This is a genomic window from Paenibacillus sp. FSL H8-0175, from assembly GCF_045040615.1.
Taxonomy (GTDB): Bacteria; Bacillota; Bacilli; order Paenibacillales; family Paenibacillaceae; genus Paenibacillus_AQ; species Paenibacillus_AQ odorifer.
In genome coordinates this window covers 5,592,497-5,619,487 of the sequence record NZ_CP150299.1, presented here as the reverse complement: position 1 = coordinate 5,619,487, position 26,991 = coordinate 5,592,497, and the positions used below count along the sequence as shown (strand labels likewise).

Annotated in this window: 23 protein-coding genes and 1 pseudogene; 18 read left to right on the top strand and 6 right to left on the bottom strand. The window is 43.9% G+C overall.

Translation table 11 applies throughout. The features are described 5' to 3' along the window. The first annotated feature begins 2 nt into the window (after positions 1–2). The 8 genes from MHH46_RS24940 (at position 3) to MHH46_RS24905 (ending at position 13,434) form a co-directional block, all read left to right on the top strand. The gene (locus MHH46_RS24940; RefSeq protein ID WP_076129668.1) at positions 3–1,307 is read left to right on the top strand and encodes a replication-associated recombination protein A; all 1,305 of its coding nucleotides are present in this window, start codon (positions 3–5) and stop codon (positions 1,305–1,307) included. 379 nt (positions 1,308–1,686) lie between these two features. Next, the gene (locus MHH46_RS24935; protein WP_076129669.1) at positions 1,687–2,703 is read left to right on the top strand and encodes an ABC transporter ATP-binding protein; all 1,017 of its coding nucleotides are present in this window, start codon (positions 1,687–1,689) and stop codon (positions 2,701–2,703) included. Then, positions 2,690–3,625 carry an ABC transporter ATP-binding protein gene (locus tag MHH46_RS24930; protein ID WP_036677615.1) on the top strand — a complete coding sequence of 312 codons (936 nt, stop codon included), beginning with the start codon at positions 2,690–2,692 and terminating at the stop codon, positions 3,623–3,625. The genes MHH46_RS24935 and MHH46_RS24930 overlap by 14 nt, the downstream gene beginning before the upstream one ends. A gap of 4 nt (positions 3,626–3,629) precedes the next feature. Further along, the gene (gene opp4B, locus MHH46_RS24925; protein WP_036677612.1) at positions 3,630–4,592 is read left to right on the top strand and encodes an oligopeptide ABC transporter permease; all 963 of its coding nucleotides are present in this window, start codon (positions 3,630–3,632) and stop codon (positions 4,590–4,592) included. A gap of 27 nt (positions 4,593–4,619) precedes the next feature. Next, positions 4,620–5,525 (top strand): ABC transporter permease, encoded by a 906-nt coding sequence (locus MHH46_RS24920; RefSeq protein ID WP_076129671.1) that lies wholly within the window; start codon positions 4,620–4,622, stop codon positions 5,523–5,525. Positions 5,526–5,544: 19 nt separating this feature from the next. Continuing rightward, positions 5,545–7,392: an oligopeptide ABC transporter substrate-binding protein gene (locus MHH46_RS24915; protein ID WP_076193228.1), complete on the top strand. Its 1,848-nt coding sequence runs from the start codon at positions 5,545–5,547 to the stop codon at positions 7,390–7,392. Positions 7,393–7,684: 292 nt separating this feature from the next. Continuing rightward, entirely contained in the window at positions 7,685–10,417 is a 2,733-nt protein-coding gene (locus MHH46_RS24910; protein WP_076193230.1) for a glycoside hydrolase family 9 protein, read from the top strand. 32 nt (positions 10,418–10,449) lie between these two features. Continuing rightward, positions 10,450–13,434 (top strand): glycoside hydrolase family 48 protein, encoded by a 2,985-nt coding sequence (locus tag MHH46_RS24905; protein ID WP_081387886.1) that lies wholly within the window; start codon positions 10,450–10,452, stop codon positions 13,432–13,434. A 368-nt stretch (positions 13,435–13,802) separates the two neighbouring features. Here MHH46_RS24905 and mnmA read toward each other — a convergent pair whose 3' ends face one another. Further along, positions 13,803–14,924 carry a tRNA 2-thiouridine(34) synthase MnmA gene (gene mnmA, locus MHH46_RS24900; RefSeq protein WP_076193287.1) on the bottom strand — a complete coding sequence of 374 codons (1,122 nt, stop codon included), beginning with the start codon at positions 14,922–14,924 and terminating at the stop codon, positions 13,803–13,805. Between the two features lie 294 nt (positions 14,925–15,218). Between mnmA and cymR the strand changes: the two genes are divergently transcribed. Beyond that, positions 15,219–15,638: a cysteine metabolism transcriptional regulator CymR gene (gene cymR, locus MHH46_RS24895; protein ID WP_036677599.1), complete on the top strand. Its 420-nt coding sequence runs from the start codon at positions 15,219–15,221 to the stop codon at positions 15,636–15,638. Positions 15,639–15,840: 202 nt separating this feature from the next. Here cymR and MHH46_RS24890 read toward each other — a convergent pair whose 3' ends face one another. The 3 genes and pseudogenes from MHH46_RS24890 to MHH46_RS24880 all read right to left on the bottom strand — a co-directional run bounded on the left by MHH46_RS24890 (position 15,841) and on the right by MHH46_RS24880 (position 17,425). Then, complete coding sequence (locus tag MHH46_RS24890) at positions 15,841–16,296, bottom strand: GNAT family N-acetyltransferase (RefSeq protein ID WP_076193232.1); 456 nt, start codon at positions 16,294–16,296, stop codon at positions 15,841–15,843. A 42-nt stretch (positions 16,297–16,338) separates the two neighbouring features. Beyond that, a pseudogene (locus tag MHH46_RS24885) lies at positions 16,339–16,982 on the bottom strand (YitT family protein). Then, entirely contained in the window at positions 16,979–17,425 is a 447-nt protein-coding gene (locus tag MHH46_RS24880; protein ID WP_076193234.1) for a GNAT family N-acetyltransferase, read from the bottom strand. Before MHH46_RS24880 ends, MHH46_RS24885 begins: the two are co-directional and overlap by 4 nt. Positions 17,426–17,553: 128 nt before the next feature. Between MHH46_RS24880 and MHH46_RS24875 the strand changes: the two genes are divergently transcribed. Next, on the top strand, positions 17,554–18,006 hold the full coding sequence (locus tag MHH46_RS24875) for a MarR family winged helix-turn-helix transcriptional regulator (RefSeq protein ID WP_076105880.1): 453 nt from the start codon (positions 17,554–17,556) through the stop codon (positions 18,004–18,006). A 179-nt stretch (positions 18,007–18,185) separates the two neighbouring features. On the opposite strand, the gene MHH46_RS24870 is transcribed toward MHH46_RS24875, so the two are convergent. Next, positions 18,186–18,629, bottom strand: a complete 444-nt coding sequence (locus tag MHH46_RS24870; RefSeq protein WP_076129676.1) for a carboxymuconolactone decarboxylase family protein — start codon at positions 18,627–18,629, stop codon at positions 18,186–18,188. 274 nt (positions 18,630–18,903) lie between these two features. Here MHH46_RS24870 and MHH46_RS24865 point away from each other — a divergent pair, with 274 nt between their 5' ends. The 3 genes from MHH46_RS24865 to MHH46_RS24855 all read left to right on the top strand — a co-directional run bounded on the left by MHH46_RS24865 (position 18,904) and on the right by MHH46_RS24855 (position 21,768). Then, on the top strand, positions 18,904–19,278 hold the full coding sequence (locus MHH46_RS24865) for a hypothetical protein (protein ID WP_076129677.1): 375 nt from the start codon (positions 18,904–18,906) through the stop codon (positions 19,276–19,278). Positions 19,279–19,436: 158 nt separating this feature from the next. Then, the gene (locus MHH46_RS24860) at positions 19,437–20,645 is read left to right on the top strand and encodes a glycosyltransferase (RefSeq protein WP_076193236.1); all 1,209 of its coding nucleotides are present in this window, start codon (positions 19,437–19,439) and stop codon (positions 20,643–20,645) included. A gap of 22 nt (positions 20,646–20,667) precedes the next feature. Next, positions 20,668–21,768 (top strand): glycosyltransferase family 4 protein, encoded by a 1,101-nt coding sequence (locus tag MHH46_RS24855; protein WP_256717216.1) that lies wholly within the window; start codon positions 20,668–20,670, stop codon positions 21,766–21,768. Between the two features lie 113 nt (positions 21,769–21,881). Here MHH46_RS24855 and MHH46_RS24850 read toward each other — a convergent pair whose 3' ends face one another. After that, positions 21,882–22,550 (bottom strand): SOS response-associated peptidase, encoded by a 669-nt coding sequence (locus MHH46_RS24850; protein WP_076193250.1) that lies wholly within the window; start codon positions 22,548–22,550, stop codon positions 21,882–21,884. 156 nt (positions 22,551–22,706) lie between these two features. On the opposite strand from MHH46_RS24850, the gene MHH46_RS24845 reads away from it, so the two are divergent. From MHH46_RS24845 to MHH46_RS24825, 5 genes are all read left to right on the top strand, one after another. Then, positions 22,707–23,162, top strand: a complete 456-nt coding sequence (locus MHH46_RS24845) for a DUF523 domain-containing protein (RefSeq protein WP_076129681.1) — start codon at positions 22,707–22,709, stop codon at positions 23,160–23,162. Positions 23,163–23,290: 128 nt separating this feature from the next. After that, positions 23,291–24,442, top strand: a complete 1,152-nt coding sequence (locus tag MHH46_RS24840) for a cysteine desulfurase family protein (protein WP_076185495.1) — start codon at positions 23,291–23,293, stop codon at positions 24,440–24,442. 92 nt (positions 24,443–24,534) lie between these two features. Further along, complete coding sequence (locus tag MHH46_RS24835) at positions 24,535–25,056, top strand: PRC-barrel domain-containing protein (RefSeq protein WP_076193251.1); 522 nt, start codon at positions 24,535–24,537, stop codon at positions 25,054–25,056. A gap of 14 nt (positions 25,057–25,070) precedes the next feature. Then, a complete protein-coding gene (locus tag MHH46_RS24830) occupies positions 25,071–25,280 on the top strand; it encodes a hypothetical protein (protein ID WP_036677557.1) in 210 nt (69 codons plus the stop codon). Between the two features lie 179 nt (positions 25,281–25,459). Beyond that, positions 25,460–26,527 carry an AI-2E family transporter gene (locus MHH46_RS24825; protein ID WP_036677553.1) on the top strand — a complete coding sequence of 356 codons (1,068 nt, stop codon included), beginning with the start codon at positions 25,460–25,462 and terminating at the stop codon, positions 26,525–26,527. Positions 26,528–26,991 lie beyond the last annotated feature (464 nt).

Genomic DNA, 26,991 nt, shown 5'->3' with positions numbered 1-26,991 from the left:
TTATGGATTTATTTTCTTTCGGAGAGGACACCGGGGGCGGACGGCTGCTTGCGGACCGGATGAGACCGGAGAATCTTGATGAATATATTGGTCAAGAGCATATCATAGGTCGGGGGAAGCTGCTGCGAAGAGCGATTGAGGCGGATCAAGTCTCTTCGATTTTGCTCTATGGCCCCCCGGGATGCGGCAAGACGACACTCGCGCATATTATTTCTCATCACACGCAAGGAGAGTTCGTACGTCTGAATGCGGTGGAAGCTACCGTGAAGGATGTACGGGAGGTTATTGAGCGAGCTCAGAACAATCAAACATTGTACGGCACTAAGACGATCCTGTTCCTGGACGAGGTGCATCGATTTAATAGCTCACGCCAGGATGCGCTTTTGCCAGCAGTAGAAAAAGGGACTATTACCTTCATTGGAGCGACTACAGAGAACCCGTTCCATTATGTTAATGGGGCGCTTATGAGCCGCTCCACCTTATTTCAGCTGGAGGCATTAACGAGTGAACACAGCTTGATCGCAATGCGCAGAGCCTTGGCGGACAAAGAGAAAGGTCTTGGATTTATGGAGCTTCAGGTCGATGAGGAGGCTTTGTTGCATATTGCAACAATGGCTAATGGAGACATCCGGCGGGCACTAAATGCACTGGAGCTGGCAGCCCTGACTACCGCACCACAAGTTGATGGAAGTGTTCATATCACGCTGGAGGTGGCGGAGGAATCCATTCGGCGCCCCATTGTGAAGGCTGATGAATCTACGCAGTATGATGTGCTATCCGCTTTTCATAAAAGTATTCGCGGTTCCAGCGACGCCGCGTTGTTTTGGTTTCTGTATGCGGTAGAAAAGCTTGGAATGGACCCTATGACTTTTATTCGGCGCCTGATTGCAGCCAGCAGTGAGGATATCGGCTTGGCTAATCCCCAAGCTATGGTTCAAGCGGTGAGTGCGCTGGATGCGTATCGAAACAATGGTTGGCCAGAGGCGAAGCTGAACATTGCCCAAGCTATTCTTTTTGCAGTGGAAAGTCCGAAGTCTAATGCTGTGGTTATGGCTATTTCCAATGCAATGGCAAGTATGGATGAGATCAAATCAGCGGAGGTACCGCTGCATCTGCGTGATACGCACTATAAAGGTGCAACTGCGTTAGGGCATGAAGGATATCAATATCCGCACAATTTTCCGGGGCATTATGTGAAGCAAGAGTATTTGCCTAAGGAGATTTCTCAGCGTGTTTTTTATCAAGCTACTGAGCAAGGCAATGAGATTAAGATTCGTCATAATCAAAAGCTTCGGCGGGAGCAGTGAGCAGCTAGCGACTGTAATACCTTCCAATTTCATGCTGGAAAGCCAAAGATTTTAACTTTCAGTCGAACTAAATAATTCCCAAAAAAAGGCGGCCTAGAGCCGTTTTTTTGTTGCCTACGTTACTTTTAATCACATCGATTGAAAATTTTTTATAGGAAAAGATTGATAATTTACCATAAGTTAATTAAAATGAACTACAAAGTTACGAGATGTTCATTTTTATTTCCGATTGAACTACTGGTAGTATTCTTAACAGTGTTAATTATCATCACATTGGTTATTTCAAAATGTTTCATGAAAATCAACACTATTTATATCAAAATTTACATAATATTTTCATTGTGTTAATTTTGAAATCCTTGTCGTTAGGGTGATGAATATGGGCGAAGAACTACTAGAAATCAAAAATTTGTCGACATCGTTCAGAATTGCAGACGACTATTATGCTGCGGTTGATGATGTTACCCTGTCTGTTCGCAAAAATGAAATTCTGGCTATCGTTGGAGAATCTGGTTCAGGAAAAAGTGCGCTCGCCTTTTCTATTATGGGGCTGCATACCAGAGCCAGAATTGACGGACAAATCAAATACAAGGGCCAGGACATCGTTACTATGTCTCCTGCTGCACTAAACAAGCTGCGCGGCCAAGAAATGTCTATGATTTTTCAAGATCCTTTATCCGCTTTAAACCCGCTAATGATCATCGGTTCACAGATTGAAGAAGTACTTATCCTACATGATTCCAAGCTTTCTAAGAAACAGCGAAAAGAGAAGGTCATTGATCTTTTGACCAAGGTTGGAATTTCCCGTCCCGAGCATACATATCAGCAGTACCCCCACGAATTATCCGGTGGCATGAGGCAGCGGGTGGTTATCGCCATTGCGATAGCCAATGGACCCAAGCTTTTGATCGCCGACGAGCCTACCACAGCACTAGATGTGACTATCCAATTACAAATCCTTGAACTTATTAAAAAATTAAAAAACGATATGGAAGCAGGCATTATCTTAATCACTCATGACTTAGGGGTTGTAAGCGAAATGGCTGACCGTGTTGCGGTGATGTATGCCGGACAAATCGTCGAAATCGCAGATATTTTTACGTTGACGTCTAATCCGAAACATCCATATACGAGATCCTTATTAAACTCCATTCCAACGGCAAAAGAAGAAAAATCCAGGTTGCATGTGATTCAGGGGATTGTTCCACCACTGCAAAACCTTCCGCGTAAGGGCTGCCGTTTCTCGGCACGGACGCCTTGGATTCCTGAATCGGAGCATGAGGAGAACCCACAGCTGCATGAAGTCGCACCCGGACATTTCGTTCGCTGCACCTGTTATAACAATTTCCATTTCCCTGATACTAACGAGGAGGCAATCCACAATGGGACTTCTTGAGGTTAAAAATTTAGCAGTACATTTTCCGATCCACGGCGGTGTTTTTCGAAGGGAAGTTGGCGTAGTTAAGGCTGTCGATAATGTTAATTTTACCATTGAAGCTGGGCAAACCTATGGTCTGGTTGGTGAATCTGGTTCCGGAAAGACGACAACGGGTCGCGCGATTATAGGTCTTAATTCTATTACTAGCGGCAGCGTGATTTTTGAAGGGCAAGATTTGGCCTTGAGGGGTGTACGAAAGCAAAGAAATGTCCGCAAAGACATTCAGATGATCTTTCAGGATCCGTACTCTTCCTTAAATCCTAAGAAGCGTGTACTCGATATTATTGCAGAACCGTTGCGTAATTTCGAAAAAATGTCTCCAGGGGAAGAAAAACGCCGGGTGCAGGAATTGCTTTTACAAGTAGGCTTAAGTCCTGAGAACATCCTGAAATATCCGCATGAATTTTCTGGCGGCCAGCGGCAGCGGATCGGAATTGCCAGAGCAATTGCACTCAAGCCAAAACTTATTATTGCTGACGAGCCGGTATCTGCGCTAGATGTCTCAGTACAGGCACAGGTGCTTAACTTCATGCAGGACATTCAAAAAGAGCTGAATCTTACTTTTCTATTTATCAGTCATGATCTCGGGATCATCAGGCATATGTGCGATCATATAGGGATTATGTATAAAGGACGACATGTGGAGCAAGGGACTGCTAAAGATATTTTTGACAATCCTCAGCATATTTATACCAAACGACTCATTGCCGCCATTCCTGATATTGATCCGAAACAGAGAGAAAAGCAGACGGAATTCAGAAAATCAGTAAGCAAGGAATATGAACAAGCGCACCGGAATTATTTTGATGAAGAAGGCATGGCTTATCCATTAAAATCAATTTCCGAGACTCATCTGGTAGCCTTGCCTGAGAAAGGTTGAGAATATGTGGAAGATTATCGTTCGTAGAATTCTTATAATGATCCCTCAAGTAGTTCTATTAAGTATTCTTGTTTTTCTTATGGCGAAGGCGATGCCTGGTGACGCACTCTCAGGAATGCTCGATCCGAATATTGATCCGGCGGCCATTGATGCGATGAGAGAAAAGCTCGGTCTAAATGATCCATGGTACATCCAGTACTGGGATTGGATCACTAAAGCGATACAAGGGGATTTCGGCCAGTCCTTCCGTTTCAAAATGCCGGTCTCAGAGCTAATCGGACAACGCCTGATGAATACACTTTGGCTGGCGATTGTTACGCTGATTCTTACATACCTTATTGCTATCCCGCTTGGTATTACCAGCGGACGTTATAACGATTCGTGGCTGGATCGCTTGATAACTGGCTATACCTATATTGGATTTGCTGCACCGTTGTTTATTTTTGCACTTTTAATGGTATGGGTTTTCGGATTTCATTTTCATTGGTTTCCTACCAGCGGCAGTGTCAGTCCCGGGGAAGTTCCAGGTACACTAAGTCACTTCTGGAGTAAATTCTACCATCTGCTTCTGCCTGCGTTATCTATGGCGCTAATTGCAACGGTTGGGACCGTACAATATCTGAGAAATGAGATCATTGATACGAAGCAAAAAGATTTCATTCTCACTGCTAGAGCTAAAGGGGCTTCAGAGTCACGCGTATACAATCGTCATATTTTGAGAAACTCCTTGCTGCCGATCGCTGCATTTTTTGGATATGAGATCACTGGGTTAATCGGTGGTACGGTGTTCGTTGAAACGATCTTCAGCTATCCAGGAATGGGTTTGCTGTTTCTAAGTTCGATAACGATTCGGGATTTCAGCGTGGTAACAGCCCTCGTTCTTCTGTATGGGGTTGCTTCCATCGTCGGTGCGTTGTTATCAGACATTATTTTAAGTATCGTAGATCCTCGTATCCGGATTAAATAAGAAGATGAACACTTTGGGGTGAATGAAATGGCAAAGACGAGCGCAGAGATAGCTCTGCTGCAGGAAACTGATAAAAGTCCATCGGGCTTCAAAATTGTTTGGCGGGAGATGGTGCGGGATAAGCTGGCACTGGTCTCGTTGATTTTCCTATTTACGATTATTGCTGCTGTATATGGGATCTCCTTATTTTTAGATCAGAAAGAAATTGTCACGGTTGACTTGTTCGCCCTATATGAGAAGCCTTCGGCTGTGCATTGGCTGGGGACTGATTATGGAGGACGGGATGTATTCGGTCAATTAATTATAGGAACACGAAATTCCATGTCTATTGCCTTTATGGTTACATTTTTTACGGGAATTATCGGTATTCTGGTAGGTTTAGTCTCAGGTTACTTTGGGGGAACGGTAGATAATGTCGCGATGCGTATTGTAGATTTCTTCATGATTCTACCTTTTCTAATGATTGTTATAGCTTTTGTCAGCGCAGTTCCTAAATACAATACGTTGACCTTCTCCTTTATCATGACAGCATTTCTTTGGATGGGGATTGCCAGGCTCATTCGTTCCAAGACATTACAAGAGAAGGAATTGGATTATGTTCAGGCATCTAAGACCCTAGGCTCCTCCAATCTAAAAATTATGTTTACGCAAGTTCTGCCGAACTTAAGCTCAATCATTATCGTAACAATGACCTTGAATCTGGCAGCTAATATTGGATTGGAATCAGGCCTATCCTTTCTAGGTTTTGGTTTTCCAGAAAGTACACCCAGTCTGGGTACTCTAGTAAGCTATGCGAGAAATCCGCAGACTCTTGAGTTCAGATGGTGGATCTGGTTACCCGCATCATTGCTGATCCTGGTATTGATGTTGAGTATAAATAATGTGGGTCAAGCGCTAAAACGTGCGACCGACGCAAGACAAAGAAAAGGATAATAAGGGAGGAAATGATTAAATGAGAAAAGCCATTCGTTCAAAAGCTTTACTAGTTTCATTAATGTTTGTAATGTTGTTCGCTCTTGCGGCTTGCGGCTCCAAGAACAACAACGAAGCGGCTGAATCAACAGCAGCTCCTAACGCCAGCGCACCTGCGGCAACCGCAGAAGCAACGGCCGCGCCTGAGGCAGAAGACGGACTTTATAACATTAAAGATTTCAGTAACGTTAAGACTAACCAAGGTGAAGCTATTGACGGAGGGACAATTACATTTGGACTTGTTTCCGATAGTCCATTTGAAGGCACTTTGAACTGGAACTTCTATTCTGGAGATCCAGATGCTCAAGTTCTGAACTGGTTTGATGAAGGTTTGTTAACTTGGGATAAAGACTATGTTTATACTAATGATGGTGCGGCTACTTATGAAGTTGCAGAAGATGGACGTACCTTTACCTTTACGATTCGCGACAATGTAAACTGGCAGGATGGTAAGCCAGTAACGGCTGAAGACTGGTTGTTCGCCCATGAAGTTATTGGTAATCCTGCTTATGATGGTCCTCGTTACGGTTCTGACTTCACTAATATTGAAGGCATGGATGAGTACCATTCCGGTAAGGCAAAGACCATATCCGGGATTAAAGTGCTGGGTGATAAGAAACTGCAAATTACTTATAAGCAATCTACACCTTCCTTGTTAACGGGTAGCGTATGGATTTATCCATTAGCCAAACATATCTTTGGCGGCATGGATGTTGCCAAAATCTCCTCTTCCCCTGAAGTCCGCCAAAAGCCAATTGGCTTCGGAGCTTTTAAAGTAGAGAGTATCGTTCCTGGTGAGTCTGTAGTATTTGTTAAGAATGAAGATTACTGGCGTGGAGCCCCTAAACTGGATAAAGTAATTTTGAAGGTTATCAACCCAACAACGATTGTACAAGAACTGAAATCTGGTGGAGTTGACTTGGTGGATTCCTTCCCTATTGATCAATTCCCAGATAATGCGAAGCTATCAAATGTTGAGTATCTCGGGGCGGTTGACCGTGCGTATACGTATATTGGATTTAAGCTTGGCAAATGGGATGCAACGAAAAAAGAGGTTGTTACCGATCCTAAAGCTAAAATGGCGGATGTGAATCTTCGTAAAGCAATGTGGGCTGCGGTTGACAATGATACTGTTGGTAAAAAGTTCTATAATGGTCTGCGTTGGAATGCGACTACCTTGATTCCACCATCCCATCCAGAATTCCATGATACTACCAATCCGGGCGTAGCTTTTGATCCAGAAGCAGCTAAAAAGATCTTGGATGACGCTGGTTACAAATTAAACGGTGAATTTAGAACGAATCCAGATGGCAGCGAGCTGAAGATTAATTTCATTTCGATGACTGGTGGAGACATTGCTGAGCCGCTGGCTCAATATTATGTACAATCCTGGAAAGCGATTGGTCTGAATGTAACTTTGGAAATGGTAGAGTTTAATACCTTCTATGATCGCATAGGTCAAAATGGTGAGGATGATCCTACTGTTGATGTGTACCAAGGTGCTTGGGGGGTAGGGATTGACGTTGACCCATCAGGCCTGTACGGTAAAGATGCAATCTATAACTTCCCACGTTACTCCAGTGCAGAGAACGATCGTTTGCTCGCCGAAGGGATCTCTGAGGCTGCATTTGATGTAGACAAACGTAAAGAAATCTATAAAGAGTGGCAACAATTTATGGTTGATGAGATTCCAGTATTCCCAACACTTTATCGTGCTGTGATTGTGCCGGTTAATAACCGTGTTCTAAACTTTGCAATTGGTGATGGAACCGGACTCTATTATAACGACATTGCGGTTTCTGCAGATAAAGCTACGGTGGCTCAGTAAGAGGGGATTAATGAACAGCAGTTCAAGGAGAAATCCTGAGCTGCTGTTTTTTATTTTCCGTTAAATTAACAATTATTCCTATATTTTGTGCATTATTTACTGTAAAAATATAGTGTTTTAATGAAAGATATGGTATATTTTGGGTGAGAGCGAAACTTTCGCTTAAATATAGCTCTTAGAGTGAGGTGAGTGGATGATCGCAATGACAGGTACCTGATTCGAGTGAGGGAGGTGTTACGGGACTGAGGTGTAATCTTTCTTGTGGCATTCACTGAAGAGAGGGGCAGTAGAAATGATCAAGAGGTATAGGAAACAAGGACTGGTGTTCAGTTTGTTGTTTACGCTTACATTTTGTTCAAATGCTGCATTTCAACCGGCGATAGCAGAGGCAGCGGCCGGAGACTACAACTATGCGGAGGTTCTACAAAAATCTATTTATTTCTACGAAACCCAGCGGTCTGGTGAATTGCCAGATAACAATCGGGTGGAATGGCGGGGCGATTCCGGTCTTTTGGACGGGGCGGATGTGGGACATGATCTGACTGGTGGTTGGTACGATGCCGGTGATCACGTTAAATTCGGTTTGCCTATGGCTTATTCTACAACGATGCTGGCGTGGTCGGTTTATGAGTACAAGCAAGGATATGAGGGGTCTGGGCAGCTGGAGGAAATTTTAGACAATATTCGCTGGGCAACCGATTATTTTGTGAAAGCTCATACCGCTCCTAACGAGCTGTGGGGACAAGTTGGTAACGGAACAACCGATCATAATTGGTGGGGACCCGCAGAAGTCATGCAGATGCAGAGACCTTCCTACAAAATTGATGCCACTCATCCCGGATCAGATCTTGCCGGAGAAACAGCTGCAGCGTTAGCTTCAGCATCCATTATTTTCAGGGATACGGATGCCGTATACGCGGACAAGCTGCTGCTGCATGCTAAACAGCTTTACAATTTTGCAGACACTTATCGCGGCTCCTATTCCGACAGCATTACCGACGTCAAACAATATTATAATTCTTGGAGCGGTTACGCGGATGAATTGAGCTGGGGGGCTGTCTGGTTGTATTTGGCGACTAACGATCAGCAGTATCTCAATAAGGCTATTGCAGCAAGCGATCAATGGGGAACGAATCAGGCTGGAAACTGGGGGTATCAGTGGACACAGTCTTGGGACGACAAGCATTATGGCGCTCAATTACTGTTGGCACGAATCACCGGGCAGACCAAGTTCATTCAATCCACTGAACGGAATATGCAGTATTGGACGACTGGAGTGGGTGGAACAAGTGACCGTGTTGCCTATACACCTGGCGGACTAGCCCATCTGGATCAATGGGGCGCATTGCGTTATGCAGCCAATCAGGCTTTTATGGCCTTCGTTTACTCAGACTGGGTGAGCGATCCGGTGAAAAAAGATACGGCGCGCTCTTTCGCGGAGAGACAAATTACGTATATGCTTGGTGACAATCCACGAAACAGCAGTTATGTTATCGGTTTTGGTAACAATTCTCCTCAGCATCCCCATCATCGAACCTCACATGGATCATGGAATGATAGTCAGAGCGTTCCGGTAAATCATCGCCATGTCTTGTACGGAGCGCTAGTTGGAGGCCCGTCCAAAACAGACAGCTACACCGACTCCATTAACGATTATGTCTCGAATGAAGTTGCAACCGATTACAATGCAGCTTTTACAGGAGCTATTGCAAAAATGGTGCTGCTGCATGGACAAGGGCAACAGCCGCTTGCACAATTTCCACCTGCAGAGACACGTGAAGATGAGATGTTTGTCGAAGCCTCTGTGAATGCTAGTGGCAGCAATTTCGTAGAGATTCGAGCATTGCTGAATAACCGTACGGGCTGGCCGGCAAGGGCCAGTAAAGAGATGTCTTTTAACTATTATGTGGATCTTAGTGAAGCGATAGCGGCTGGTTATGGTCCTGAGGATATTACGGTTACAGCGGGAGGCTACAATCAGGGTGGAACGGTGTCTGCACTTCAGCCTTACGATGCAGCTAACCATATCTACTATACTAAGGTTGATTTTACAGGTACTTTGATTTATCCGGGTGGACAATCTGCTCATCGTAAGGAGATTCAATTCCGAATTGCAGCTCCGCTGAACACTAACTTCTGGAATAATGCTAATGATTTTTCATTCCAAGGGGTGGCAGCTCAAGGAGTAACTCCTGTAAAAACAGCGAACATTCCGGTGTTTGATGCAGGTGTACACATGTATGGAGAACTTCCAGCGGGTGGCGGACAACCTGGAGAACCTCAAGTCCCTGCACGTCCGACTAATGTTCAGGCTGTAGCAGGTAATGGAACGGTCCATTTGACTTGGAATGCGATTAGCGGGGTCAGTGAATATACCGTTAAACGCAGTGAAGTGAGTGGAGGCCCGTATACGGTGCTTGAGAATGTCACGGGAACGGATTACATGGATAGTGGACGGGTGAACGGAACCACTTATTATTATGTGATCACTGCCACGAATAGTGTAGGGGAGAGCTTGCCATCTATACAGGTTAGTGCTAAACCCCAAGAACCGACACAGCCCACAACGGGAAATTTGAAGGTGCAATATCGTACGAATGATACGAATGCCAGTGATGGACAGCTGCGCCCTCAGTTCCGAATTATGAATACAGGAACCGAGTCTGTGGCACTTAGCGGCTTGAAGCTGCGTTATTATTTCACTGTGGATGGGGATAAACCACAACAGTTTCATTGTGATTATGCTGTTGTGGGCAGTGGTAATTTAAGCGGCAGTTTTGTTAAGCTGAATCCCGCCAGTACGGGCGCGGATTATTATCTGGAGATTTCTTTTGGTGCAGGGGCTGGAAGTATAGCGCCTGGTGGAGATAGCGGCGAGATTCAGGCTCGCACCAATAAGACGGACTGGACGGCTTATAATGAAACGGATGATTATTCCTACAGCGCGGTTCAGCAGACATTTGCCGATTGGAATAAGGTTACACTTTATCAAGGTGAAACACTTGTATGGGGCTTAGAACCATAAATATATCCAAGAGAGGGAGCTTGCCTAAGATGATGAAATTGAGCTTAATAAAGAAGCCTGTTTCTGTAATAATGGCCGCAGTCCTGTTTCTCTCACTCATGACCGGTCTATTTAATTTTAGACCTCAGACTGCTCACGCTTCAACTACGGAGCAGACGCGATTTCTGCAATTATATGCGCAGCTAAAAGACCCCGCAAATGGTTATTTCTCTGCCGAAGGAGTACCTTATCATGCGGTAGAGACCTTGATGAGTGAAGCCCCTGATTACGGACATATGACGACCTCGGAGGCTTACAGTTATTGGATGTGGCTTGAGGTACTCTATGGTTATCACACAGGGGACTGGACTAAGCTGGAATCCGCTTGGGACAACATGGAGAAGTATATCATCCCTATTAACGAAGGTGATGGCAAGGAAGAGCAGCCAACCATGAGTTATTACAATCCGAACAGCCCGGCTACGTATGCAGCGGAGCATGCTCAGCCGGATCAGTATCCAAGTCAGCTAGGTGGCCAGTATACAGCAGGTAAAGATCCGCTAGATGCTGAATTGAAGGCGACGTATGGCAACAACCAGACCTACTTGATGCACTGGCTGGTAGACGTGGACAACTGGTACGGCTTCGGCAACTTGCTGAATCCTACGCATACAGCTGCTTATGTGAATACATTCCAACGGGGTGAACAAGAGTCCGTTTGGGAGGCGGTCCCTCACCCGTCTCAAGATGACAAAACGTTCGGAAAAGCAAACGAAGGCTTCATGAGTCTGTTCACAAAAGAAGCTAACGTGCCTTCCGCTCAATGGCGTTACACGAATGCTACAGATGCCGATGCACGGGCAGTACAAGCAATGTACTGGGCTAAAGAGCTCGGCTACAACAATACAGTGTATTTGAATAAAGCTAAGAAAATGGGCGATTTCCTGCGTTACGGTATGTATGATAAATACTTCCAAAAAGTAGGAAGTGCTGCTACTGACGGCACCCCTGATGCCGGGACTGGCAAAGACTCTAATCAATATCTTCTGGCTTGGTATACCGCATGGGGCGGTGGACTTGGAGCAACAGGAAACTGGGCTTGGAGAATCGGTGCGAGCCATGCCCACCAAGGGTATCAGAATGTCGTGGCTGCCTACGCACTTTCTGATTCGGATGGTGGTCTGATTCCGTCATCAGCTACAGCTGGGCAGGATTGGGAAAACTCTCTGAAACGTCAATTGGAATTTTATACTTGGCTGCAGTCCTCTGAAGGGGCAATTGCCGGTGGAGCGACCAATAGTTATCAAGGCGCTTACAAGGCTTATCCAGCTGGAACCAGTACTTTTTATGGCATGGCCTATGACGAAGCTCCAGTCTACCACGATCCTCCATCCAATAACTGGTTCGGAATGCAGGCATGGAGTGTGGAGCGGGTAGCGGAGCTGTACTATATCCTTGCTTCTAACGGAGACACTACATCTGAAAACTTCCAAATGGCAAAACAAGTTATAGAAAATTGGGTAGATTGGTCTAAAGATTATGCCTTTGCCAACAAACGTCCAGTTACGGATGCAGAAGGTTACTATCTGAACAGCCAAGGAAATCGAATTCTTGGAGGCGCCAATCCGCAAGTGGCTACAGTCTCTGCACCAGGAGAATTCTGGATTCCAGGGAATGTGGAATGGACAGGACAACCTAATACGTGGAATGGCTTCAGTGGTTCTGCCGCAAACAGTAACTTGAAAGCTGTAACTAAGAGTCCAAGCCAAGATACAGGTGTACTGGGCAGCTATATTAAGGCACTTACCTTCTATGCGGCTGGCACCAAAGCTGAACATGGCAGCTACAGTACTCTGGGAGGAGAAGCTCAGGTACTGGCTAAATCTTTGTTAGACACGGCATGGGGTTATAACGATGGAATTGGTATTGCAACTACCGAAAGCCGTGCAGATTATTCTCGCTATTTCACTAAAGAAGTCTATTTCCCAAGCGGCTGGACAGGTACATTCGGCCAAGGAAATACAATCCCTGGTACATCAACAGTGCCTTCCGATCCTGCTAAAGGCGGAAATGGGGTATATGCAAGCTATACCGATATCCGTCCAAATATCGTAAATGACTCCAAGTGGCAATATCTGCTGGACAAATACAATACTTCTTTTAATAAAGTGACTAAAACTTGGGACAATGGAGCCCCTGAATTTACCTACCATCGCTTCTGGTCGCAAGTAGATATGGCAACTGCTTATGCAGAATACGATCGACTGATCAACAGCAGCGTGCCTACTGAGCCAGTAGCTCCAAAAGCACCTTCTAAACCAAGTGCGGTCGCTGGTAACCAAGTTGTAGATCTTAGTTGGAACAACGTAACTGGAGCTACAAGCTATACTGTGAAAAGAGCTGCAACAACTGGCGGTCCTTATAGCGATGTGGCTGTTGTCACTCAAGCTACTTACAGTGATGCTTCCGTGGTTAACGGTACGGATTATTACTATGTAGTTAGTGCTTCCAACGTGGTTGGGGAGAGTCCGAATTCCCCTGAGGCACACGCCAAGCCTATGGATGTACCGATTCCGGCACAAGGAGATTTGGTGGTGAAGTATCGGACAAGTGATACCAATCCGGGAGATAATCAGTTCCGCCCGCAGCTGCAAATTGTTAACAATGGGGATACGGCTGTAGCGCTTAGCGATGTAAAGCTGCGGTATTATTACACGATTGATGGCGATAAACCTCAACAATTTAATGTTGACTATGCTAACATCGGTGGAAGTAATATACAGGGAACATTCGTGAAGGTAGACCCTGCCAAAACTGGAGCGGACTATTATTTAGAAATCTCCTTCGGCGCAGGTGCAGGCAGTCTTGCACCGGGAGCCAACACGGGTGATATCCAGATCCGGGTCAACAAAACGGACTGGAGTAATTACAACGAGGTTGGAGACTACTCTTATGACCCTACCAAAACATCGTACACGGAATGGAATCATGTGCCGTTGTACTTGAATGGTGCTCTAGCATGGGGACTTGAGCCTTAAAGTCTAAATGAGGGAAGCCCTAGCCATTTGGCTGGGGCTTTTTTTGTTATTGGCTGGTTAGCGACTGCACTGCGACTAATTGTGGCTTCATGTCCATTTTAATTGTATTTCCTACAACTAAAATAGGCTCTAGCCGCGCCAACGTAATTTAATTGCACTTCATACAACTATTTATCAGTATATGGATACTTATTGAGATATAAGCTCAGTTTAACTGTACAATGTGCAACTAAAACCCAAAAAGAAATAAAAAAGCACGAAATAGCTGTATTAAATACAACTATTTCGTGCTTTTGGTATGTTAGTTAGATATTGTGAGTTACTACGAATACTTGTAGATCAAGCTTTTATAGAAGCTTGGTTTACATTCACACTTGTGCTGAAGGAACAACCTTCTCCGCGTATTCTATCGTTCCGCCGCCGAGACATTGCTCACCGAGATAGAAGACAACGGCTTGACCAGGGGTGATCGCTTTTTGTGGAACATCAAAGGTTACATTAATCGTTCCATCTTCCCGCGCTGTAAGGGTCACGCCTTGATCTGGCTGGCGATACCGGAATTTGGCGGTGCATTTCAGCGGCTCTTGCCCAAGCGCTTGACCGTCAATCCAGTTAACACCGGAAGCAATCAGGCTAGTGGAGTACAGGCTGTGGTGCTTGTCTCCTTGTACTACATAAAGAATGTTGCGGCTAAGATCTTTTTCAGCCACAAACCACGGTTCGCCGTTGCCAGAGCCACCAATACCAAGGCCTTGGCGTTGGCCTAACGTGTAATACATAAGTCCGTCATGGCGGCCTTTGATCTCTCCAGTTACTATGTCAACCATATCGCCAGCTTGTGCCGGGAGATATTGGCTGAGGAATTCGCGGAAGTTGCGCTCGCCGATAAAGCAGACGCCTGTGCTATCTTTTTTCTTGGCAGTGTAAAGTCCTGCTTCTTCAGCAATTCTCCGCACTTCAGGTTTCGGCAGATGTCCAATAGGGAACATTGTTTTAGAGAGTTGATGTTGCCCCAGTGCATTCAGGAAATAGGTTTGATCCTTATTGTTGTCTACGCCGCGGAGCAGCTTGTACACACCATCTTCTTCTATAACACGTGCGTAATGTCCAGTTGCGACATAATCGGCACCAAGCTGAAGAGCTTTGTTCAAAAATTCTCCAAACTTAATCTCGCGGTTGCACATGACGTCAGGATTTGGCGTCCGGCCGGCCTTATATTCATCGAGAAAATAAGAAAATACCTTATCAAAGTATTCCTTCTCGAAATTAACGGTATAGTAAGGAATATCAATCTGCTCGCATACGCGGCGAACATCCTCTGCATCGCTTTCGGCCGTACATACTCCGAATTCGTCGGTATCGTCCCAGTTCTTCATGAAGATGCCGATGACGTCATAGCCCTGCTGCTTGAGCAGAAGCGCCGTGACGGAGGAATCGACCCCTCCGGACATGCCGACGACGACACGGGTGTCTTGTTTTGCTTTTGTCATCGTAATCACCATTTCTGTACCCAAAATACCGGTCATTCATGGAACACCCGGCTCAAAATGTATTATAACATACCTGTCTACTCTAAACCTCTGAAATAAGAGACTGGAAACAACAAAATGTCCACCTGGGGTGAACATTCTCGTAAAATGTTTTGTTTTCCATTTCATTTGTGACTTCGGATATGATAACATAAACTGAGAGTAATTATCGGAATACCTTGATATGACAATCCAAATGACTTGCCGAATCAATAGTATACAATAATCAGACATTAAACTGAAAGAGGTGCCCCTTTGAAAATATCAACTAAAGGTCGTTACGGACTAACAATTATGATGGAGCTTGCACTGAAATTTGGTGAAGGACCAACTTCACTTAAGAGTATCGCTGAGAAAAATGGTCTTTCCGAGCATTATCTGGAGCAACTAATTGCTCCTCTGCGCAATGCAGGACTTGTAAAAAGTATTCGTGGAGCATATGGCGGATACATTTTGTCGCGTGAGGCGAATGCTATCACTGCCGGTGATATCATCCGTGTGCTGGAGGGCCCTATCTCTCCTGTAGACTTCACGGAAGAGGACGATGCAGCGAAACGGGATTTATGGTTGCGTATTCGCGACAGTATTGCCGATGTGCTGGATTCCACAACACTTTATGATTTGATTAACTACAAAGAAGAAAGTTTGGCTGACAATTACATGTTTTATATTTAGATCTCCAATGAAAGATAACTCAACAGTATTATGAATCAACCTTTAGGCTCCCATTTGGGAGTCTTTTTTTATCTTTTATTATCTGTGATTCTATTTGTTCTTACGTTTATTAAGGAGCGCAATCCAGCAGCAAAAGGCTCCGATGAACGCTGCGAGAATCGGTATCCATTGATTAGAAGTCAAGTTAGCACCTCCACAGTACTTATAATTCTTTCGTCATAAAAACACTATAGGGGTCTTCAATGTAATCTGCAAACGGACTACAGTATTCAAACCCATATTGTTCATATAGTTTTCTAGCCGCTTCGAACCCTTCAGTGGATCCGGTTTCCAAGCTCAGCCTCCGATAGCCTTGTTGCTTAGCTTCTTTAATAATATGGGCAAGCATTTTAGATGCAATGCCCTTCCTAAGATGCTTGGTAGAAGTACGCATGGATTTGATTTCACCATGATGGCTACCCATGTCTTTAAGAGCACCGCAACCTAAGAGTTCGCCCTGCTCCCAGGCACTCCAGAAGGTGATTTCTGATGTTTTTAATTTATCTAAATTTAACGCATGTACACTCTCTGGGGGAGATTGCTCAAACATGCTCTGAAGATGTTCACTGATCAATGCTATGATTTCGGTTCCGGTTAAGTTATCGATTCTAATCTCCATATTATTCACTCCCAATGATAAGATTATGGTTTGTTGTATATATCAAGTTTCTTTAGCGGAGTTCGCTGTTGTATGTTGTAGCAATCGGTCCAAGGCTTTCTGTGTAAGTGGCATAAAGTAATTAAGAATTAAGCCGCCTAAACAAATGGTAAGTAGAGTGCCAATCCCAATAGGTCCATTGAAAATAATAGCTGCAAATAAGAAAACAAGATAAATGATTGTTCTAGTAAATAGTATACTAAGCCTAGTTATCGTTTGCAGTACTAATGTTAGCCGGTCCACTGGAATCGGTGCGAAATTTGCGTATAAATAAATGGATGTACCTAATCCAATTGCGATTAAGCCTAAACCATAAAAAGCAATTTTACTGATCCACAGATTAGGCTCGATCAGATGGTTAAACAAAAAAGCCACATATCAATACCTAAGCCTGCTATGAATGCAGTTACCAGCCCTAATAATTCCGGTCTTTGCTTGGATAAACATGAATTACATCCAATCAATAGGCATGCGATCAGCACTTCCCAACTGCCTACTGTAAGACCGACATTTTTGGATAGACCCACTAAAAGTGCATCAAAAGGTGACGCTCCAAGGTCAGAGATTATTGTTAGTGAAACGCCTAGGGTTAAGATGAAAATCCCGCAAGTGAAAATGGAAAACGTAGTTACACTAAACTTCTTCATTCTTTTGAAGCAGAAAGATCTTTAGTCATTAAAAGATGAGGGATGCCATCCTCCATAAATTCAGTAGATGAAGCCCGATAACCAAGTTTTTTATAGAAGCCCTCCGCCTGAGTTTGCCCGTGCAATTTAACTTTTTGATTCCCCTTTTCCACCACGATCTCTTCTAATGCAGAAATAATTTTTTTCCCAATTCCAAATTTACGATAAGGTTCTAGGATGCAAATACGCTCTAACTTACCTATACCATCAAGAACGCGGATCCTTCCTGTGGCAACTGGTTGCCCATCATAATAGGCCAGGACATGTTCACATTCTCCATTCAGTGTATCGAATTCATCAAATTCATCATTAAGGGGAACGCCTTGTTCCTCAACAAATACTTTTTTTCTGATTGAAAATGCAGCTTCAAGTTCCTCGATTATTGTAATTCTTTTAAGATTCATTCTTGCTTACTCCATTCTGTATTTGTTTTTTTTAGGAAAAACGTCATAATGAATTAACGACAATTATAAGTATATATACAATCAATATTGTTGTAAATACAACAATATTGGAACTGGTAGGTGATTGAATGAAAGAGATCCTTCGTGAAGTTGGAATGATAGCGAGGGCATTAGATTCCATAAGTAATATAGAGTTCAAGGAATTAGAGCTTACAAAGGGGCAGTATTTATATCTGGTCCGGATATATGAGAATCCGGGCATTATTCAAGAAAAGCTGTCGGAAATGATAAAGGTGGACCGAACAACAGCAGCGCGTGCGATTCAGAAGCTTGAAATCCAAGGTTTTATTGAAAAGAAAGACGATGAAACAAACAAAAAAATAAAAAGGTTATTCACAACTGAAAAAGGTAAACAAGCCTACTCTTTTCTGAAGAGAGAAGGGGACCATACCGACTTGGTTGCGTTAGCAGGATTATCTGAAAAAGAAACGGAAGTCTTGTTTCAACTTTTGCAAAGAGTTAGGAAAAATGTTGAGGTTGAGTGGGAATACGTAAAGAAGGGAAATAAAAGAGAGTACTAAAATCAGCAATTGTTATTGAACTAACCCAACACGATCGCAAGAAAAAATGTCTTGCTAGTGATTATACTGGCAGGGCATTTTAATGAGATGATTCATATATCAACGGAGCCGTGGAACGTACGGAGCGGAGAATAAAAAAAGAACACCCTAAAGTGTTCATTAAGGTTAATTAATGTTAATTATTGTGCTGCGGGGGTATTTCCCATTGCAATAGAAATTCTGTTCCAACTGTTGATTTGATTAATAATCAGCACAAGATCAACATATTGTTTCTCATCGTAATGTTCACGTACTTGCTTATATAGCTCATCCGGAACTCTTTTGGAAGGGATCAGCGTAATATGCTCAGCTAGTTCGAGAGCAACCTTCTCTTCAGGTGTATAAAAACTACATTCCTCCCAAACATTTAAACAATAAATTCGTTGTTCAGTTTCACCCATTTTACGAGCTTCGGATGTATGCATATCTATACAGAAAGCACATCCGTTAATTTGAGAAACTCTGATTTTGATAAGTTCTCTTGTAGTCCGATTAATCGTAGATTTTTTGGTGTACATCTCCATATCCATCATGATTTTCATACCCTCAGGTGCAACTTCATTGTAAGCAACTCTTTGACTCATTAGGCAAGACTCCTTAGGCTTTAGTTTAGGAATAGTATAACTTTATTTTAACACTATTATTCTTTATATGCGAACATTTGTACTTATTTTTTTTATTTATAAGAAGGCAGAAATCACCCGCCGACATATCCTCAAAGCGGAACGGAAATGATGTCAATATAATCTTCTACCTGTCTAATTGGCTGTTATTCCACGAGTTTCCCCTTCCTCTTGCCTCACAACTATCGGCTTCCTGGTGAATAAGTTGATAGAAACCAAGAGGAGGAGTGAGGAAATGCCTTATACAACAGGTCTTATTACAAATACAAGAGCAACTGGTACTGCAGCAAGTAATGTAGTAGTCAGTGTTCGTAACACAAGTAATGCGAGTGCAATGATGATCGTCGAAGTTTTTGGTGTTCCATATTCGATGCCAGCTCTTACTCCGCTTTATGTCACAGGGTATTACGTTCCTGCAAAGAGTTCTGATATTAGAGAGTTTTTCATTGGGGGCAATTTGGCTTACGAGGTACAAATTAGTAGTCCTTTTCCTTTGGCAGAAGTAGTTACCTCCGTGTATGGGCTGGACGAGTTCGGAAATCTAGTTACTGATCAGCGAGTGCTTCAATCTGAATTGACGCAGATTACGGCATTATCTATCCCTATATAATAGTAACGTTTAGACCATTAAGCAGCAGTCGCTGACAGAAATAGGGCGATTGCTGCTTTTTTAGGCGCAATAAAGTATTTTAGGGGCATTCACACAATCATATGAGAGGAATCAAAATATACTGATTTTATACTCCAATGTAGAGAGAGGTAAAAATCATGGCGGATGTAGGAGTAGTTATGCCTGTGTATACCCAAAAGCCGGAGTTTCTGCGGCAAGCTCTGCAGTCTGTTCTACACCAATCTTTTACCAATTTTCGGCTGGTTGTTGTGATCGATGGAGCACCAGATATGGAACCGCTCGTGAGATCCATTATTGTCGAAGATCCGAGGGTAACGGTTATCTCTTACGCACAGAACAGGGGTATAGCACATGCACTGAATACTGGCTTTGATCTTTTGTTTAGTGAGCCCAGTATTCAATATTTGAGTTGGGTTTCCAGCGACAATGTTTATGAACCCCGTTTCCTCGAAATCCTTCGGGGGGCGCTAGTTAGAGGTCCACAGGAGTTAGGCATCGTGTTCAGTTCTTTTCAAAGCATCGATAACGAGGGAAAGTTTCTTCACAACGAACATCAATTGGCTACGCAGCGTAATTATCAGTCACAGCCCAAAGAGAGATTGCTGGATTATTCGCTCATTGGCGTATCTTTTATGTACAAAACACAGATTGCGAAGCTTGTTGGAGCTTATGGAATGGAACCGGTGGAAGATTATGATTACTGGCTGAGACTGGCTGAACATTGTGAGATTCGCTTTATACCGGTGGAACTGGTGAATTATCGTGTAGATTCTACCTTTAGTGTATCTGCCCAGTTACATTCGGTTGAAAATCATCGTAGATGGAGATATGCCTATCATTTGACCCGCCATCAGGCGCGGTTTCGCAGAGGGATTCCGGCGTTGATTACCGTTTTATATCCTGTAGTGAATGCTTGTGCGGATGAAATAACGAGGATAGAGAATCTGTACGAACAAACGTATAGCAATTATGAATGCCGGGTGCTGGATTTATCAACTACACGTCAGCCATCAGCTCTATTGGAAACCATACCTCATCCTGCGACAGCGTTCGCTTGGCTGCCTGGGGCTGTGGAGTCACACGCGATTTGCAGTGCTATTGAGCAGCTATCCACCCCATTTACGATAGTTTTAGGTCCAAAGGTTTTTATAGGAGCGCTCGATATTGAGTACATGCTGGAAGCTTTGATTACTACGGGTGGGGATACGATTTCCAACTACTACACGGATGATCATAGCTTGATTGGATTTCGACACAGACATGTCCCCTCGACCAAAAGCCACTATTATAATGAGCTGTTTCGCAGCGCGGATTTGTATGATTTGTTGAAGACCTCTTTTACCTAAAATAATTTGCGAATGAGTGATCATGATGAAGATTTTGTTCACTTTTTATAACCCGAGTGGTGGTATGCAAACTCTGAACCGAGTTCGCTGCCAAGCGTTATATGCTCGCGGTGTAGAGTGCCATTTACTGTATACACACCATGGAAAAGGACAGCAGAATATCCGTAACATTCAAACGCATATTACCAATAGTGATGACGAGATCAGGGCAATGCTTGCTCGGGAAGCTTTTGACTTAATTGTAGTGTGTACGGATATTAACTTAGCAGAGCGGATTCGAGGGTTTGGGTATAAAGGGGCGCTTGTTTTTGAAGTGCAGGGTTTAGGTACCTTAGATGAAGCTGAGCAGGTCGTTAATAATTTTACAGAGCGCATTTACAGGCTCACCGATGCACTGCTGTATCCGGAAACAACCCATTTGCAGGCGCTTTTCAAAGGCGGATTTCCAACCATTCCACAATATTGTTTTGATGATCCGATCGATTGCGATCAGTTTGGATATACCAATTATCCCGCGAAAAGTTTCCCTATCCTCGGTTGGGTAGGACGCATTCAAACGAATAAGAATTGGCGGGAATTTCTGCAAATCGGGCAAAGGCTGCTGACGATCCATCCCGAGCTTTATTTATGGATTTTTCAGGATGATACGTTGTTTGATCCAGAGCAAAAAGAAAGCTTTGATCAATTTGTAGCTGAGACAGGGATTTCTTCACGATTAATTTCGTATTCCAATATTCCTCATGAGCAAATGGCAGATTATATGAGCATTATTGGTGATTCGGGAGGTTTGCTCCTTTCGACCTCGATTTTGGAAGGATTTGGATACGCGGTTGCTGAGGCGATGTTGTGCCGTTGTCCTGTACTTACTACAGATTCAGACGGCGTTCGAAGACTTGTCATTAACAATCACACTGGAAAAATATACACGAGAGGGCAGCTGGATGAAGCTGTGAATGCTGCTCTATCCTTAATGGATGATCCGGCACTGCGGGCCAGAATCAGGATGAATGGAGAATGGCATATCCGGACTAACCTGTCCTCCGAGCTGTATGCAGACAGATTTCTACAGATGTATCATCAATTGATGGGACGTAGAATTCAAATTGAGCGGCGCTGGTCTTAACTCTGCGGTTAATCTGCAGGGCTAAGATGTTTTTTCATGGATTAACAACGAGGTCAGAATTAGTGTCAATAAAAGGGTGACAATCATTCCTACCATTTGAATAATATTGTTTTCTATATCTCATTGATTAATTCCTTCGTATTATTCCGGACATTTCCCACTGCAGTGGAAACCGGATAGGCTCTCATTTGATGCTGATCATAGGGTTTAAGAAGCTTTATTAACGAAGTTGCGTCCTGATTGCTCCGGCTTAGCCATTCAGGCTCATCCTCAGGCTTCAAAATAACTGGCATACGGTTGTGGATTTCAGCCATAAGTTCATTTGGGGTAGTCGTTATAATCGTGCAGGTACTTAATTTATTACCTTCAGGGTCCATCCAAATATCATACAATCCGGCCATTGAAAAAATACCCCCATCGCGCATCACGATTCGCATGGGCTGTTTACTGCTGCCCTGTGCCTTCCATTCATAGAAACCATCAGAAGGGATGATGCAGCGGCGGGAGCTTACTAATCGCTTGAAAGAAGGCTTCTCAAGGAGTGACTCTGCCCGGGCATTGATCATTTTACTGCCGATTTTATCATCTTTGGCCCAAGAAGGAACCAGACCCCAGCGCAGTTCCCCAAGTTTATTGCTGGACCCTGTGTTAATGACTGCCGGAATTTGCTGCATGGGTGCTGCGTTATATGCTGGAGCATAGTGGATAATGGTAGAATCATTGGCAAAATATCTGACCATCAGCTCTTCCATGGTGACTGTTATTGTATATCGTCCGCACATTTTATACACTTCCCATTCGGTCGTTTTTGAGGCTAGATTTGTTTACAGCTTGTAATCAGCATGTTATGCTCGAAATATTTCTTAGCTTGAACGGCTGTTGAGGGTTGTATCTTATTATAAACGAAGCACAATGAATGAAGAAAGCGGTGCATATAGGTGATTTTGGTAAGCTCTTGTTTAGCTGGCATGAAGGTAAGATATAATGGTACGGATTGTTTGGATGAGAAAATTCAGAAGCTTTTGAATGAGAATCAGGCTATTGCTGTGTGTCCGGAATTATTAGGGGGATTCTCTACGCCTAGAGAGCCAGCTGAAATTGTCGGCGGGGATGGTGAGGATGTGCTTGCAGGAACGGCAAAAGTAGTGGACCGGTCGGGAACAGATGTAACAGAACTATATTTAAAAGGGGCCTATATTACGCTTGAAAAAGCTCAAGAGGTTTCAGCCACGATGGTAGTCCTCAAGGAAAACAGTCCTTCTTGCGGCAGCACCATGATTTATAACGGAGAGTTCAAAGGGAAGAAGATCGCTGGCAACGGCGTGACTGCGGCTTTACTTAGAAAAAACGGCATAGAAGTTACCTCTGAAGAGAATTGGCTGTCATTATCCTAGCCTATACAGGGAATTGATTACAATATTGTGTTCTTTAGTTTGTGGAAAACTAACTTCTCGCGCGGTATAATTTAATAGTTCTTAAAAACGAACTATTGTCCTATACCCTAGAAGTGGAGAAATGAATGATGAAAACCATCTATTTGGACCACGCCGCATCAACTCCGGTTCATCCCGAGGTGGCCAAGGTCATGCTGAATATAATGACAGAACAATATGGAAATGCGTCCAGTGTACATCAGTTCGGACGTTCAGCCAAGAGAATATTAAATGGGGCGCGCGATACTATCGCCGCCTTTTTAGGCTGCTCGCCGGAAGAGTGGGTGTTCACTGGCGGCGGAACCGAAAGCGACAATCTAGCCCTCTATGGAGCTGTCGCTGCTGTTGCCCAGAAAGGCAATCATATTATCACCTCTGCGATAGAACATCATGCAGTGCTACATACCTGCGAAGAGCTGGAGAAGGAAGGCTTTAAGGTTACTTATCTTCCTGTGGATTCTACAGGCCGAGTATCCGTTGCAGACGTAGAAGCAGCGGTGCAGGAAGACACGGTGCTAATCAGTGTAATGTATGCCAACAATGAGGTAGGAACCGTTCAGCCGATTCAGGAAATTGGCCAGCTTGCCAGAGAGCGGGGAATTCTGTTCCATGTTGATGCTGTACAAGCTCTTGGTGCCTTACCGATCACACTGCGGGAGCTTCCGGTAGATTACATGAGCTTTACAGCTCACAAAATCAATGGACCTGGGGGGATCGGTGGCCTTTATGTGCGGAGTGGAGCACCGCTGCATCCAAGACTCCACGGTGGCCTTCAGGAGCGCGGCAGACGAGCCGGAACAGAAAATCTAGCAGGTACTGCTGGATTTGCCAAGGCTGTTGAGATAGCAGTTACAGGTCTATCAGAACGTCGACAAAAAGTGCAGCTCCTGCGCAATAGACTACTTGAAGAGCTGGATACGCTGATTGGACGGGAAAGTTATTCGATTAACGGCAATACCGAGCATTTTTTGCCAAGTATACTGAATTTGAGCTTCCCGGGAGCTAGAACAGATGTTATGCTGATGAACCTGGATATGGACGGGATTGCGGCGGCAAGCGGTTCAGCCTGCACGTCAGGATCACTGGAAATATCCCATGTTCTGAGAGCAATGGAGCTTCCAGAAAATATTTTAGGGTCCGCGATTCGATTTAGCATGGGTTTGGGTAATACTACTGAAGAAATTGAGTACGTTGCTCGAAAAGTTGAAACCATTCTGAATCGGCTGCGTATCAGAGACTAGTTACTTCTAGGCTATGATAGGTATCCCGATCATTCGGGCTTTCACTTTTTGAGAACTCGTAATTACACTCAAAGTGAGGAGACCGAGCAGCCATGAAACTTCAAGATCTGATCGGCTTGGCTGTATATGAAGTTGAAGAGGGTAACGCAATCGGCAAAATTGTCGATATTTTGCTCGATTCAAACTGGAATATTACGGGTATTGAACTGGAAAGCAAATCTTTTTTTGGTGGCCATGTGAAATTTGTGGCATGGGAAGATATTGTGGCCTACGGCGAGGATGCTGTCATGATTCGTAGTAAAGAGTCGATTGATAAGATAGATGCCGATCATATACCTTGTACTTTTCTACTTGGAAAGAACAAACTTAAGGATTTAAAAGTGCTAACTACAACTGGAACTATACTCGGACGAATATCTGATGTTTATTTTGACCAAAATTTGGGAAACACAATAGGAGCGCTGGAAATTAGTGACGGGCTTGTCACTGATTTGATCGAAGGCCGCAAATGGCTGCCTTGTTCTGACGAGATGTCCATTGGTGAGAATGCATTAATGGTTCCTGCGATGAGCGAAGAACGGCTACAAAAAGCCATTAATATTGTTAACGGATAGGTGGAATGTATTATATGAAGTGTCCAAACTGCAACTCCAAAGATATCGGAAAGATCGGTTCCCACCAGTTTTATTGCTGGGGCTGTTTCATCGAATTGACGGTAAATGGCGAGAAAATGTCGGTTTATCAAGTTGAAGAAGACGGCACACTAAGCTCACTGGACGACCTGTTCTCCGGGGATGATATGACTCAGGATTTCCCGCAAATTCATGCGTCGTCTTAACTATGAATCTTGCTTTGTAAGCAAGACTGCTCTATGTACTTAAGCGTCAATTTCCTTTCAGCTGAAATCAGTTGCAAGGTTATTGACGCTTTTTTGTGTGTTTGATGGTTATTTTGCTGCGGCCATACATATACTTATTTACGAAGCTAGTCCAGGCTCTACCGCAGGAGGGTACTCTCATGGAACAATGGTCCCAAAGTAAATGGTTCCGCTGGATGATCGGAGTGCTGCTATCCCTGATCATTTTGTATTTTGTTTGGTTGCTTCGTCCGATGCTGCAGGGGATTTTTGTATTCTTAAAGGCAATCCTCGCTCCATTTCTGGCAGCTATGATTATTTCCTATGTGCTGAATCCCGTGGTTAGTATGCTGGCCGGACGGAAGATGCCGCGTAGCGTAGCTGTTCTACTTATATATGCAGTGTTTCTAACGGCGATTACCGTGATCGCAATCAACCTTATCCCGATGTTTATTGAGCAGCTTGAAGAGTTAAATGAACATCTGCCTGAGATCACACTGCAAGCCCAAGGCCTGATGAGCCATATGAATACAAGGCTAATACCACCTGGGGTTGAAATGGGGATGAACAACTGGTTTTTTCAACTGGAGAATCGTCTGGCCGAAGGGATTTCTCATTTTCTCGATAACATAGGGACAACGATTAACTTGCTGTTCAATGCTTTTATCGTGCCGTTTCTGGTGTTCTATATTCTGAAGGATTTTGACGTATTTGAACGGACGGTGGTCTCTTGTCTGCCCCGCGCACGCCGCAAGTCTATTGTTACTTTGTTAAAAGATATTGATGCCGCGCTCGGCAATTACATTCGTGGACAATTTCTGGTCTGCATCATTATAGGTGTGCTCGCCTATATCGGCTATGCTATCGTCGGAATGCCTTATGCCTTACTGTTCGCCAGTGTGGTGGCAGTATTTAATATTGTTCCGTATATGGGTCCTTTTCTAGGGGCTGCACCTGCTATTGTGATGGCTTCGACCGTCTCTTTTCGATTAGTTCTACTGGTTGCTGTGGTAAACACTTTATGCCAAATTGTGGAGAGCAATATTATTTCTCCACAGGTAGTAGGCAGGACGCTACATTTGCATCCGCTGCTTATTATCTTTGCATTGCTGGTAGGTGGTGAGCTGGCAGGGATGATTGGACTGATCCTTGCTGTACCGTTCTTTGCAGCTGCAAAAGTCGTTATTCAACACTTTATGGCGTTTTTAATCAAACGAAAGCCTGTATAAAGGGATAATCATTGACTATTGATAACAGTTTTGTATATAATGTTGGGGAATATTACTGATGACTCAGTATATAGTTGTTCGATGATGAGGAGTATTAATTCTATACCGTTATTGCAGAGAGCCGGCACTAAGGTGCGAGTCGGTTAACGGAACAGAGTGAACTCACCTCGGAGTAACGGTGCAAGTTTACAGGATATCCATAAGAGATAATGGATGTCATGAATGAACCGCCGTCGCCTCACCCCCGCTAAAGGGTGCAAAGTGAGTGGCAGAATAAAGTATATTCAGCCGCTAACTAGGGTGGTACCACGGGAATTATAACCTCTCGTCCCTAGCGATAATACGCTAGGGATGGGAGGTTTTTTTGTAAATATAAGAGAGTATACGTTTCACGCAATACTTCATGTCTTATATTTCCCGCATAAATGCTTACCGTCCTTATATGGACACCGAGGGCGAATATG